The organism is Micromonospora sp. NPDC052213 (assembly GCF_040679695.1).
In the GTDB taxonomy this organism is placed as follows: domain Bacteria; phylum Actinomycetota; class Actinomycetes; order Mycobacteriales; family Micromonosporaceae; genus Micromonospora.
Map to the genome: position 1 here is coordinate 15,479 of NZ_JBFAVI010000083.1, position 11,896 is coordinate 27,374.

Genomic DNA, 11,896 nt, shown 5'->3' on the forward strand with positions numbered 1-11,896 from the left:
TACGGCGGGCCGGGAAGCAGCTCACCGGCGGGCCGGCGGGGTCGGGCGGCGCGGTGCGGGCGTCAGGGACGGGCGACGTGTCCGACCGCTGCGGGGCGGCCGGGGGCGGGCACAGCACGGCCGGCCGGACGCGCGGCGCGGCGGCCGGACGGGGCTGCGGAAACGCGGCTGCTCGCCGGCACGCTGGCACGGCCGGGCACGATGCGACGATGATCGTCGATGGCGGAGACGCGGTGCGTCATCGGGTCCTCCTCGGGTGTCCACGCCCTGGGGTCACTCCCGACGGCCGAAGTATCCTGGCTCCCGGATCGACGCTCACCCCCGGTCTTCCAACCGCGCACGCACGGCCGTGACTCACGAGGGGGGATCGCTCCCCGGTGACAGTGGCGGGACCGCGCCGGAATCGCACCGGCTTCCTTCACTGCCGTCAGGCCGCGAATGCTGCCACACCCCCGGTCCCCGGGTCAACGCGACGGGATCGGACGCCGACCGGGCCGGCGCGGCGTGCGCGACGGTCGACGTCACCTCACCGGTCGGCGAGCCCCGACTCGTAGCCCGCGATCACCAGTTGCGCCCGGTCGCGGACGCCCAGCTTCGTCATCAACCGGCCGATGTGCGTCTTGACGGTGCCCCGGCTGAGGTGCAGGTGCTGCTCGATCTCGGTGTTGGACATCCCACGGGTGATCAACGTCAACACCTCCCGCTCCCGCGGGGTCACCCCGTCGAGCCGTCCCGGCGCCCGTCGGGCCGCCGGCATCCGGGTGAACTCGGCGATGAGCCGACGGGTGACGCTGGGGGCCAGCAGCGCCTCGCCCGCGGCGACCACCCTGATCGCGTCGAGCAGCCGTACGGGGGACGTGTCCTTGAGCAGGAAGCCGCTCGCCCCGGCCCGCAGCGCCCGGTACACGTAGTCGTCGAGGTCGAAGGTGGTGAGGACGAGCACCCGGGGCGCGTCCCGGCCGGCGGTGACCTGCTCGGTGGCGGTGATGCCGTCCATCTCGGGCATCCGGACGTCCATCAGCACCACCTCGGGCGCGTGCGTCCTGGCGAGTTCGACGGCCGCCCGCCCGGTGCCCGCCTCGGCCACCACGGTCATTCCCGGGGTGGCGTCGACCAGCAGCCGGAGGGTGCCGCGCAGCAGCACGTCGTCGTCGGCCAGGAGCACGCGTACGGGCTCACCCATCGTCCGACACCGCCGGGGTGAACGGCAGCCGGGCGCGCACGGCGAAGCCACCGCCGGGCTCGACGCCGGCCTCCAGGGTGCCGCCGTGCATCACGGCACGCTCGCGCATGCCCCGCAGCCCGTGGCCGGGCGGCCCGACGGCGCGCCCCGACCCCCCGTCGTCGACGACGGCGACGGCCAGCACCCCGGGCTCGACCGCCACGGCGAGCCGGCAGCGGGTCGGGCCGGCGTGGCGCAGCACGTTGGTGAGTGCCTCCTGCACGATGCGGTACGCCGAGACCTGCACGGCCGCGGGCACCCGGGTCAGGTCGGCCGCCCGGTCGACGTCGACGGTGACACCGGCGGACCGGACGGCCTCGACCAGCGGGTCGAGTTCGGCGAAGCTCGGCGCGGTGTCGGCCGGGTCGCGCAGCGCGCCGAGCACGACCCGGATGTCGTCGAGCGCGCTCCGGCTGACCCGCTCGATCGTGCCCAGGGCGGCCCGGCCCTGCTCGGGATGGCTGTCCGCCAGGTGGTTGGCGACGGCCGCCTTCATGGCGATCAGGCTGAGGCTGTGCCCGACCACGTCGTGGATGTCCCGGGCGATGCGCAGCCGTTCCTCGGCCACCGCCTGGTCGGCACGCGACGCGGCGAGTTGGGCGACGTGACGTCGACGGGCGCGCACCGCGCGGGCGAGCGCCCACGAAGCGGCGACGACGGTCGCGGCGTAGAGCAGGACCGGGACCGGCGTGGCGGCGAACGACTCCTCCCCCGCCCGGGTCGGGACGATCGGCAGCCCGGGGACCGTGCCGCCCGCCAGCCCCGCGCCCGTGAGGGCGGCCAGCACCACGACGAGCGCCGACACGCCGTCCCGGGTGGAGGTGACCAGCGCGACCGGGTAGAGCGCGAACGCGACCGCGAACACCACCGCGTCGCCGGCCGCCCCGACGGCGACCGCCACCGCCCCCGCCAGCACCACGACGGCGAGCACCGGCGCCGGCCAGCGCCGGCGGACGGCGAGCGGAGCCCCGAACAGCACCGCCAGGCCACCGGCGAGCGCCGGGGCGCCGGGCGTCCGGAACACCGTGAGGAGCACGAGGGCGACGCCCACCAGCGCGTCGAACGCCATCAACTGCCGCAGCCCGAGCCGCCCCGAGGTGACCACCGGACCACCGTATCCACCGGCCGGCCGGCGGGCGTCGGACCACGGTCCGATCCCGGGTTCGGACCACGATCCGATGTGCGGGGTCCCCGACCGGCCGAGACTCCGACCATGATCACGCGACTCCTCGTCCTGGCCGGTGCCGCGGCGCTCGCCGCGTCGCCCGCCCCGGCGGCCCCGGCCGCGCCCCCGGCCGGGATCGACGCCGCCGCCGTCGACGCCGCCGTCCGCCAGTACCGCGACGCCACCGGGCTGCCCGGCGCCGCGGTGGCCGTCACCCGGGGGACCGAGGTGGTGCACGCCGCCGGGTACGGCCACACCCCCGCCGGCGACCCGATCACGGCGCGCACCCCGATGGCCGTGGCGTCGGTGAGCAAGTCGTTCACCGCCCTCGCCGTGATGCAGCTGGTCGAGGCGGGCCGGGTGGAACTCGACGGGCCGGTCCACCGGCACCTGCCGGAGTTCACGATGGACGACCCCCGGGCGGCCCGGATCACCGTGCGGCAGCTGCTCGACCAGACCTCCGGGATGTCGGACACGACGTTCCCCGCGTTCACCAGGCGCCAGCCGGGTTCGCTGCGGGAGGCCGTCGCGGGGATGCGTACGGCCCGGTTGGCCGCCGCCCCCGGCACGAGGTGGGAGTACCACAACCCGAACTTCCAGGTGGCCGCACGACTCGTCGAGGTGGTCAGCGGGCTGCCGTTCGACGAGTACCTGCGGACGCGGGTCTTCGCCCCGCTCGGCATGACCGACAGTCGCACCCTCGACGTGGCCGCCGACCTGCCGTCGAGCGCGCGCGGCCACCTCATGGTCCTCGGCAGGCCGGTCGCCCTGCCCGAGCCGCCGGCCTTCGGCAACGGCTCCGGCGGGGTGCTCAGCTCGGCGCACGACATGGCGGCGTGGCTGATCGCGCAGGGCAACCAGGGTCGCGGTCCGGAGGGCACGGCGGTCGTCTCCCCGGCGGGCCTCGCCACGCTGCACCGCCCGTCCGCGGTCTCCGACTCCTACGCCCTCGGCTGGTTCGTGGAGAAGACCGGATCGGGGGCGCCGATGATCGCGCACAGCGGTGACCTGTTCACCTCGACGGCGTACCAGGCGCTGCTGCCCGCGTCCGGCTACGGGGTCGCGGTCATGGCGAACACCGGACTGGCGTACGGCCACGCGTCGGCCCTCGCCGAGCGGCTCATCGCGCTGATCGAGGGAACGCCGGCGCCCTCGGCGGGCACGCCGCTCGTGGTCGTCGACGCCGTGCTGCTGGTGCTGGCGGTCGCCTGCGCCGCACTCACCGGCCGGGGCGTGCTCCGGTCACGCCGCTGGGCCGCCGGCCGGACGGTACGCCCCTGGACGCTGGTACGGCTGCTTCCGCTGCTCGCGCCGCTGCCGCTGCTCGCCTCGATCCACCGGGTGGTCGGTTGGCTCTACCGGGGGCGTGACGTCGCCTGGATCCAGGTGGCGTACATCTATCCGACGTTCATGGTGCTGCTGGTCACCGCGACGCTCGGCTGCGCCGCCGTCCTCGTGGCCCGGCTCGTCGGACTCGGACGTCGCGGGCGCGGCTGACGACAGGCACGGCCCTGCCGGTGAGCCGACCGTTCGCGCCCGCCGGCCGGGTCGCCGGGGCGGTGAGGGACAACGCCTCCGTCAGGCCGGGTCGGCCGGCGCGGAGGGCCGGGACGCGACGCTCCAGGCGACGGTCGCGGCCACCGCGACGGCGCCGCTGAAGAGGAACGGCGCGTCCAGGCCCAGGCCGGCGGCCAGCGCGCCGCCGGCGAGCGCCCCCAGCGCGGTGCAGCCGTAGGTGAGGACCCGGGAGGCGGCGACCACCCGGCCGAGCAGGTCGCCGGGCACGAGGCGCTGCCGGAGCGACAGCGCGGCCACGTTGAGGACGGCGAACGCCGCGCTGGTGCTGACGACGACCGCCACGGCGGCGACCCGGTGCGGCGCGACGACCAGGAGCGCCGGCGCTCCGGCGGTGACCGCCATCGACCACGTCAGCACGTGCCGGTGCCGGAAGCGGGCGATCAGCCGGTCGGCGACGAGGGAGCCGGCGAGGCCGCCGCCCGCGCCGGTGGCCAGCAGCAGGCCGAAGCCGAGCGCGCCGAGGCCGAGGCTGTCCCGCGCGTACAACACGAAGATCGCGAACCAGGCGCTGTCCGCGGCGGCGACGGCCGCGCCGACGAGCACGAGCGTACGGAGCACGGACTGCCGGGCCAGCCACCGCAGCCCGGCGAGCGCCCCGTCCCGCGCGGGGGCGGCCGCGCCGCCGGACGGCCCGCCGGCACCGGCTCCCGGGGCCGGGCGGGCGAGGGTCAGCGGCAGGGACAGCACGAGCATGACGGCCAACGCGAGGGAGGCGCCGTTGACGGCGAACGGCAGTGCCGCCCCCGCGACGAACAGCAGCGCGCCGACCGGCGGGCCGACGAACTCGTTGCCCACGATCTCGCCCGCCACGAGACGACCGTTGGCCTTCTCCAGCTGCGCGTCGTCCACCAGTCGGGGAACGGCGGTCTGGGCGGCGGTGTCGCGCAGGGTCTCGCCGACGCCGAGCAGGAACGCGGCGACGACGACGAGGCCGATCGGCGCCCTGCCCACCGCGACGGTCAGGGCCAACGTCGACAGGACCAGGACCCGGCCCACGTCGGCAGCGGCGATGATCTCCCGGGCTCCCCTGCGGTCCGCGAGCGCTCCGGCGAGCAGGCCGGTGACCAACCAGGGCAGGAACTGCGCCGCGGCCACGGCGGCCACCGCCACCGGGTCGTCGCTCAGCGCGGCGGCGAGGAGCGGGAACGCCGCCACCCGGATGCCGTCGCCCAGGTTGGCCAGGGCGGCGGCGGTCCAGAATGTCCAGAAGGGACGGCCCAGGGCCGACGACCGGTCAGCCATGCCGGAAACCCTACCGCCCGCCCCGTCCCCACGGGCGGCGCCGCCGGGCAGGGGCGCCCGCCGCGACACCAACCGCCGGCGCCCGGGGCCAGCCGCGACATCGCCTGGATCCAGACACCGCACCTCTGCCCGGGAGCACTACGATCGGGCGGCAGTCCGACGCGATTGTCCGGAACCCAGGGAGGGTGTGCGCCATGGCCGCCGTGACGTTCCAGCACCTCGCCGGTCGGGTCTGGCTCTGCCCGGGTGATCCGGAGCCGGAAGCCGTCCAGGCCGGCGTCGCCCTGGTCGCCGACGACCGGGGCAGCGTGCTGGTCGACGCGGGGCAGAGCCCCGCGCACGCCCGGGAGATCCGGTCCGCGCTGGCTGCCGCCGGCTTGCCGCCGCCCCGCTGGCTGGTCTACACGCACCACCACTGGGACCACGTGTGGGGCGCCTGCGCCTGGCCCGACGTGGAGATCGTCGGCCACGTCGCCGGCGAACGGCTGCTGCGTGCGGAGGCGGCCCGGCCGTGGAGCCACCGGTACCTGCGGGAGCAGGTGCGGGCGAACCCGCGGCTCGGCCCGAGTTTCCGGGCCCGGGCGCTGGCGGTCGACTCGTGGGACGACTTCGCGGTGCTGCCGCCGACCCGGACCTTCACCGACGAGTTGGAGCTGCCGGTCGGCGTACGGGTGCGGCACGTCGGGGGCACCCACGCGCCGGACTCGACGGTGGTGGCGGTGCCGGACTCGGGCGTGCTGCTGCTCGGCGACTGCTTCTATCCGCCGCCGGCGCACCTGCGCACCCCCGAGGACCAGCCCGACCTCGCCCTGGTACGCCGGCTGCTGGCCGACGACGTCCACTGGTACGTCGCGAGCCACCAGCCGCCGATGACGCTGGACGAGGCACGCGCGGCGGTCGCCGCCGCGCGGTGACGGCGCGGCGGCGCCACGCTCAGCGGACGCGGCGCTCCGGGTGGGCCCGGTTCCACGCCCGCATCCGCTCCGGGTAGCCGGTGCGGGCGGCCTCGTACAGCGGCACCGCGTGCTTGCGCGCGATCGACCCGGCGGCGCGCGGCGAGCCGGTGCGGCGGCGGATCCACTCGCCGTCGTGGGCGATCGCCACCACGGTGGTGTCGGTCGCCGTGGTCTCCGGCTCCAGGTAGAACTCCACGCCCCGGCGGCTGGTGACGAACGCCTCCAGCGCGGCCAGGTCCTCGCGGGTCGCCTCGCGGTCGAGCTTCGTGGGGGCCGCGTCGGTGCCGCGCGGCCGTCGACTGAACCAGCCCATCCCCCCGCTCCTCTCCTCGGCGTCCTCCCAGTGCAGCACCGTTTCCTGGGACGCGGCTGCGAGCCGGGTGTGAGTGCCCTGCGGAGGTGCCGCGTCAGCGGGCCGGCGGGCGGGTGGCCGGCACCAGGGCGAGGGTGGGCAGCAGCAGCACCGGCACCACGAGCAGGGCGGGCAGCGTGCCGACCCGGTCGCCGAGCAGGCCGAGCAGCGGCGGGCCGGCGAGGAACGCCGTGTAGCCGATCACGGCGACCACGCTGACCCGGGCCGGCGCCCGCCGCGCGTCGTCGGCCGCCGCGCTCATCCCCACCGGGAAGCCGAGCGACGCGCCGATCCCCCAGAGCGCGACGCCGGCAACCGCCACCGGCCCGGAGCCGGCGAGCACCGCCACGCCCGCGCCGGCGGTGGCGAGCAGGATCGTGCCGGACAGGACGGGCACCCGGCCCCACCGGTCCAGCGCGACGGTGCCCGCCGTGCGGCCCAGGGTCATGCCGACGACGAAGACCCCGAACACGGCCGCCCCGGCCGCCTCGCTGAGGCCGTGGCCGTCGATGAAGGCGACGGCCAGCCAGTCGTTGGCGCTGCCCTCGGCGAACGCCGACACCAGCACCAGCAGGCCGATGAGCAGCGTGCGCGGCTCCCGCCAGGCGGCGAGCAGGTCGCGGCGGCGCTCGGCCGGGGCCGCCGACGCGGAGGCGGTGCCGCTCTCGGCCGCCGGCAGGAACGACCGGACGGCCAGCAGCGTGCCGCAGAGCACCACCGCCGCCAGCGCGGCGAGGTGCGCCGCGACCGGCAGGCCGAGGCGGGCCGCCCCCGCGCCGAGCCCGGCGCCGGCCACGGAGCCGAGGCTCCACGCGGCGTGGAAGCGGGGCATGATCGTGCGTCCCAGCCGCCGCTCGACCGCCGCACCCTCGACGTTCATGGCGACGTCGCAGATGCCGGAGCCGTAGCCGAGAGCGCACAACCCGACCGCGACCCCGACCAGGGAACCGGCCGGGGCGGCGACCCCGGCCACGGTCAGCCCGGCCGCGACGAGCAGGCAGCCGAGGGCCACCGTGCGGGCCGCCCCGAGCCGCTGGGCCACCAGGCCGGCGGTGGGCATCGCGAGCAGCGCGCCGACGGACATGGCGAGCAGGAGCAGCCCGAGCCGGCCCGCGCTGAGCCCCAGCGCGTCCCGGACGGCGGGCACCCGGGAGAACCAGGTGGCAACGGCCAGGCCGTTGAGCGCGAACACGACCGCCACGCCGGTACGGGCGGCCAGCACCGCCCGGGGTACGGCCGGGGTCGGCGCGGCGGGCGGGGCGGCGGTGCGGCTCACGGTGGCGTCCTCTCGCCTCGGGCGGTCTGCCGCACGATCCCACACCTGAGAGCGCTGCCAGGACAATCGCCTGCCACCCCTTACCGTCGCCGACCCGCGAGGGAGATGATGCGCGTCGACCGTCCGCGCCGGGGACGGCGACCACGGGGAGGACAGGTATGACGACGGCTGGCCGACCGCCCACACTCGACGACGTCGCCCGGGCGGCGGGCGTCTCCCGGGCCACCGCCTCGCGGGTGATCGCCGGCACCGGCTACGCCTCGCCCACCGCCCGCGACCGGGTCACCGCCGCCGCCGACCGGCTCGGGTACGCACCGAACCCGGCCGCCCGCGCGCTGGTCCGGGGCACCGGTGTGCGGCTGGTGGTCGCGGTGTCCGGCGTCGCCCCGACCGTCCTCGACGACCCGTACGTCGACCGGGTGGTGGGCGCGACCGCCCGGGTCTGCGCGCCGTACGGGCTCGGGGTCGCGCTGCACTGGCTCCCGAGGCGGCAGCCGGCCGGGCTGCGCCGGCTGGCCGAGGACCGCAGCGTCGGCGGGATCATCCTGGTCAACACCACCGACGCGGTGCTCCGGGCGGTCCCGGCGGCGCTGCGCGGCCGGGTGGCCTCGATCGGCATCGGCTCCGCCCTCGTACCCGCCTTCGACGTGGACAACGGTGGCGGCACGGAGGCCGTGGTGCGGCACCTGTACGCCACCGGCCGCCGCCGCATCGCGATGGTGACCGGCCCCCGCTGGCTGTCCTGCGCCGGCCGGTCGGTGGGCGCGTACCGCCGGGTGGTGCGCGACGCGGGCCTGCCGGTGCGGCTGGTGCCGGGGGACTTCAGCGCGGGCCGGGGCCGGGCGGCGGCCCGGGAGGTGCTGGCGCGCTGGCCGGACACGGACGCGATCGTCGGGATCAGCGACGCCACCGCGCTCGGGGTGATCGACGGGCTGCGCGGCGACGGCGTCCAGGTGCCCGGGGACGTCGCCGTCACCGGGTTCGACGACATCCCGCTCGCCGCGATGACCACCCCCGCGCTGACCACGGCGACGCACCCGGTGGGGCGGATCGCCACGGCGGCGGCGACCGCCGTGCTGGCCGGACGGCCGGTGCCGCCGGCGACGGTGTTCCCGTCCCGGCTGGTCCGCCGGGTCAGCGGATGAGCCGGTCGCGGCCAGCGCCTCCCGTCCGGTGTCCGGCGTGTCCGGGCCGGCGCGCCCTCGGCCGGCAGGGGTCGCTGGCCGCGCCGGAGGCGGCCCGGCAGGGTTAACCCCGGGGCAGCGGGGTAACCGCTGGCGCACCCCCGCCGAGGACGAGGAGCGGTGATCCCGTGGCCGAACCCGCCGCGCCGCACCGGCAGCCGGAGGAGAACCCACGGCACGGCCGGCTCACCGCGCGTCCGGCGCCACCCGTCACCCGGGCGGCCACCGGCATGGTGACGCTGACCGACGCCGACGGCGGGCCGCTGGCGATGGTGTACGCCCCGGAGCCGGTCGACGGCCGGCCGTACCGGCTGGTGCTGCTGCTGCACGGGGCCGGCGGCTCGGCCCGGCAGGGCGTGGACCTGCTGCTGCCGGTCGCCGACGCGCACCAACTGCTGCTGGTGGCCCCGCAGGCGGCGTCGAGCAGCTGGGACCTGATCGTGGAGGGCTTCGGGGTGGACGTCCGACGGATCGACGGGCTGCTGGCCACGGCCTTCGCCGGTTACCCCGTCGGGCAGGTGGCGTTCGGCGGGTTCTCCGACGGCGCCTCGTACGCCCTCTCGCTGGGCCTGACCAACGGCGACCTGGTCGACGCGGTGGTGGCCTTCTCCCCCGGCTTCGCCGCGCCGCTGGTCACCCACGGCCGCCCCCGCGTCTACGTCTCGCACGGCGCCGACGACCCGGTCCTGCCGGTCGACGTGTGCAGCCGCCGGCTGGTGCCCCGGCTGCGTTCGCTCGGCTACGACGTCACCTACGACGAGTTCGCGGGCCCGCACGAGGTGCCCGCCGACATCCGCCACCGCGCCGCCGACTGGCTGACGATCGCAGACTGACCCGGTCGGTCCCCGCCCGAGACGCCGGACGCCGCGCGCCCGCCGGCGCCATGTGCGCTCGTCTACGCTCGCGGGATGGATCCGCTCACCGGGCTGCTCGACGGGCCGCGGGCCCGGGGCGCCTTCCTGCTCCGGTCGCTGCTGGATCCCCCGTTCGCGCTGCGCATCGAGGACCGCGCCCCGCTGACCGTGGTCGCCCTGGTCCGCGGCGCGGCCTGGGTGGTGCCCGACGACGGCGCGCCCGTCGCGCTCGGGCCGGGCGACGTGGCGGTGCTGCGCGGGCCTGACGGCTATCTCGTGGCGGACGACCCGGCCACCCCGCCGCAGGTGGTCATCCATCCCGGGCAGCGGTGCACCACGCTGCGCGGGGAGCCGCTGGCCGAGACGATGTCGCTGGGCGTACGCACCTGGGGCACGGGCCCGGACGGCGCGACCGTGCTGCTGACCGGCACCTACCAGCTTCCCGGGGAGCTGAGCCGGCGGCTGCTCACCGCCCTGCCGCCGCTGCTCGTGGTCGGGGGCGAGGAGTGGCGCAGCCCGCTGGTGCCCGTGCTCGCCGAGGAGGTCACCCGGGACGCGCCAGGCCAGGAGGCGGTCCTCGACCGGCTGCTCGACCTGGTGCTGATCGCCGCGCTGCGCACCTGGTTCGCCCGCCCCGGGGCCGCGCCCGCCTGGTACGTCGCCGCCGCCGATCCGGTGGTCGGCCCGGCGCTGCGGCTGCTCCAGAACGCCCCGGCCCGGCCGTGGACGGTCGCCTCCCTCGCGGCCGAGGTGGGCGTGTCCCGGGCGGCGCTGGCCCGCCGGTTCACCGAGTTGGTCGGCGAGCCGCCGATGACGTTCCTGACCGGGTGGCGGCTGGCGCTCGCCGCCGACCTGCTCCGCGAGCCTGACGCCACCCTGGGCGCGGTCGCCCGCAAGGTCGGCTACGGCAGCCCGTTCGCGCTGAGCACGGCGTTCCGCCGGGTCCGCGGGGTCACCCCGCGCGACCACCGCCTCGCCACCTCCTGACCGGCAGAAACGGCAGCCTGGGCCAAACCTTCAGGATATCGATTTCGGCGATTTTCAACCTCGGCCGAAGGGGACAACGGCCAGGTAAGATCGGCGACTTCGTTGTGACTGATCGCTGACTGATGGTAGTGATCTGGATCACACACACTATGCCCATGAATACGGGACTCATCCGCGGCAGGACACTCCGCGGCGCGGCGTGTCTCGTTCTGGCGGCCGCGCTGACCGGCTGCATGCAACTGAATCTCGGGCTGACCGTCAACGCCGACGACACGGTCGACGGCCAACTCCTGCTGACCGCCCAGAAGAGCGTGCTGACCTCGGGCAACCGCACCGTCGAGGCCGGCTTCGCCGAGCTGCGGAAGAACATTCCCGCCCTGCCGCCGGGCGAGGAGACCCGATACGAGGACGCCAAGCTCTTCGGTTCCCAGATCACCTATCGGAACACCCCGCTGCGCGATTTCAACAGCGAGAGCGTGCGGCTCGTCCGGGAGGACGATCTCTACCGCTTCACCCTTCCCCTCGACCCGAAGAAATACGGCGGGAAGGTGGCGGAACAGAATCCGCAGAATCAGCAGGCGTTCATGCGGTTGATGTCGTTCGAGATATCGGTGACCTTCCCCGGCCGGGTCCTCGACACCAACGGCACGGTCAACGGCCGGTCGGTCAGCTGGAAGGTCGGCAGCAACCAGGAGAAGCCGACCGAACTGCGGGCGGTCGCGGAGGCCCCGCCGAGGCCGTCGGCCTCCCCGGCGGCGGGCGACGACGGCGGCGGCGCGTTCCCCTGGCTGCTGGTCGCCGGCGCGGCGGCGCTCCTGCTGCTCGTCGCCGTCGTGGTCGTCCTGCTGCTGCGGCGTACGCGCCGGCCGGCGCCGGCGGCCGGCGGCCCGGTCGTGCCGACCCAGGCGACCGGCCCGACGGCCGCGCCGGGCCAGACGACCGGCGACCCGACGGCGGCCGGCCCACCGGGGCCCGCCTGAGGGCCCCCCCCCCCCCCCCCCCCCCGCCCCCCCGCGGGGGGCCCGGGCCCGCCGGGCGAACCCCCCGCCCCCCGCCGCCCCCCCACCCCCCCCCCCGGCC

Annotated in this window: 11 protein-coding genes and 1 riboswitch; of the genes, 6 read left to right on the forward strand and 5 right to left on the reverse strand. The window is 76.6% G+C overall.

Annotated elements, in window-relative coordinates; genetic code table 11:
* Positions 1-289 precede the first annotated feature (289 nt).
* A riboswitch (cobalamin riboswitch) is annotated at positions 290-419 on the reverse strand.
* A 107-nt stretch (positions 420-526) separates the two neighbouring features.
* Both AB0L34_RS20065 and AB0L34_RS20070 read right to left on the reverse strand, forming a co-directional pair.
* A complete protein-coding gene (locus AB0L34_RS20065) occupies positions 527-1,183 on the reverse strand; it encodes a response regulator transcription factor (protein WP_363705833.1) in 657 nt (218 codons plus the stop codon).
* Positions 1,176-2,327 (reverse strand): sensor histidine kinase, encoded by a 1,152-nt coding sequence (locus AB0L34_RS20070; protein WP_363705834.1) that lies wholly within the window; start codon positions 2,325-2,327, stop codon positions 1,176-1,178. Before AB0L34_RS20070 ends, AB0L34_RS20065 begins: the two co-directional genes overlap by 8 nt.
* 108 nt (positions 2,328-2,435) lie before the next feature.
* Here AB0L34_RS20070 and AB0L34_RS20075 point away from each other — a divergent pair, with 108 nt between their 5' ends.
* On the forward strand, positions 2,436-3,884 hold the full coding sequence (locus AB0L34_RS20075; protein ID WP_363705835.1) for a serine hydrolase domain-containing protein: 1,449 nt from the start codon (positions 2,436-2,438) through the stop codon (positions 3,882-3,884).
* Positions 3,885-3,965: 81 nt separating this feature from the next.
* On the opposite strand, the gene AB0L34_RS20080 is transcribed toward AB0L34_RS20075, so the two are convergent.
* Entirely contained in the window at positions 3,966-5,207 is a 1,242-nt protein-coding gene (locus AB0L34_RS20080) for an MFS transporter (RefSeq protein ID WP_363705836.1), read from the reverse strand.
* A gap of 194 nt (positions 5,208-5,401) precedes the next feature.
* On the opposite strand from AB0L34_RS20080, the gene AB0L34_RS20085 reads away from it, so the two are divergent.
* Positions 5,402-6,121 (forward strand): MBL fold metallo-hydrolase, encoded by a 720-nt coding sequence (locus tag AB0L34_RS20085; RefSeq protein ID WP_363705837.1) that lies wholly within the window; start codon positions 5,402-5,404, stop codon positions 6,119-6,121.
* A gap of 19 nt (positions 6,122-6,140) precedes the next feature.
* On the opposite strand, the gene AB0L34_RS20090 is transcribed toward AB0L34_RS20085, so the two are convergent.
* Positions 6,141-6,476, reverse strand: a complete 336-nt coding sequence (locus AB0L34_RS20090) for a hypothetical protein (RefSeq protein WP_350707398.1) — start codon at positions 6,474-6,476, stop codon at positions 6,141-6,143.
* Between the two features lie 94 nt (positions 6,477-6,570).
* A complete protein-coding gene (locus AB0L34_RS20095; protein ID WP_363705838.1) occupies positions 6,571-7,791 on the reverse strand; it encodes an MFS transporter in 1,221 nt (406 codons plus the stop codon).
* Between the two features lie 158 nt (positions 7,792-7,949).
* Here AB0L34_RS20095 and AB0L34_RS20100 point away from each other — a divergent pair, with 158 nt between their 5' ends.
* From AB0L34_RS20100 to AB0L34_RS20115, 4 genes are all read left to right on the forward strand, one after another.
* Positions 7,950-8,936, forward strand: a complete 987-nt coding sequence (locus AB0L34_RS20100; protein WP_363705839.1) for a LacI family DNA-binding transcriptional regulator — start codon at positions 7,950-7,952, stop codon at positions 8,934-8,936.
* A 167-nt stretch (positions 8,937-9,103) separates the two neighbouring features.
* A complete protein-coding gene (locus AB0L34_RS20105) occupies positions 9,104-9,808 on the forward strand; it encodes a phospholipase (RefSeq protein ID WP_363705840.1) in 705 nt (234 codons plus the stop codon).
* 75 nt (positions 9,809-9,883) lie between these two features.
* On the forward strand, positions 9,884-10,816 hold the full coding sequence (locus AB0L34_RS20110; RefSeq protein ID WP_363705841.1) for an AraC family transcriptional regulator: 933 nt from the start codon (positions 9,884-9,886) through the stop codon (positions 10,814-10,816).
* Between the two features lie 155 nt (positions 10,817-10,971).
* Positions 10,972-11,796, forward strand: coding sequence for a DUF3153 domain-containing protein (locus tag AB0L34_RS20115; RefSeq protein ID WP_363705842.1), 825 nt, complete (start codon positions 10,972-10,974; stop codon positions 11,794-11,796).
* The last annotated feature ends 100 nt before the right edge of the window (positions 11,797-11,896 follow it).

Excerpts from the sequence above, each read along its gene's own strand:
- AB0L34_RS20085 (WP_363705837.1), top strand. The coding sequence starts at position 5,402 with ATGGCCGCCGTGACGTTCCAGCACCTCGCCGGTCGGGTCTGGCTCTGC.
- AB0L34_RS20100 (WP_363705839.1), top strand. The coding sequence starts at position 7,950 with ATGACGACGGCTGGCCGACCGCCCACACTCGACGACGTCGCCCGGGCG.
- AB0L34_RS20110 (WP_363705841.1), top strand. The coding sequence starts at position 9,884 with ATGGATCCGCTCACCGGGCTGCTCGACGGGCCGCGGGCCCGGGGCGCC.
- AB0L34_RS20075 (WP_363705835.1), top strand. The coding sequence starts at position 2,436 with ATGATCACGCGACTCCTCGTCCTGGCCGGTGCCGCGGCGCTCGCCGCG.
- AB0L34_RS20115 (WP_363705842.1), top strand. The coding sequence starts at position 10,972 with ATGAATACGGGACTCATCCGCGGCAGGACACTCCGCGGCGCGGCGTGT.
- AB0L34_RS20090 (WP_350707398.1), bottom strand. The coding sequence starts at position 6,476 with ATGGGCTGGTTCAGTCGACGGCCGCGCGGCACCGACGCGGCCCCCACG.
- AB0L34_RS20080 (WP_363705836.1), bottom strand. The coding sequence starts at position 5,207 with ATGGCTGACCGGTCGTCGGCCCTGGGCCGTCCCTTCTGGACATTCTGG.
- AB0L34_RS20065 (WP_363705833.1), bottom strand. The coding sequence starts at position 1,183 with ATGGGTGAGCCCGTACGCGTGCTCCTGGCCGACGACGACGTGCTGCTG.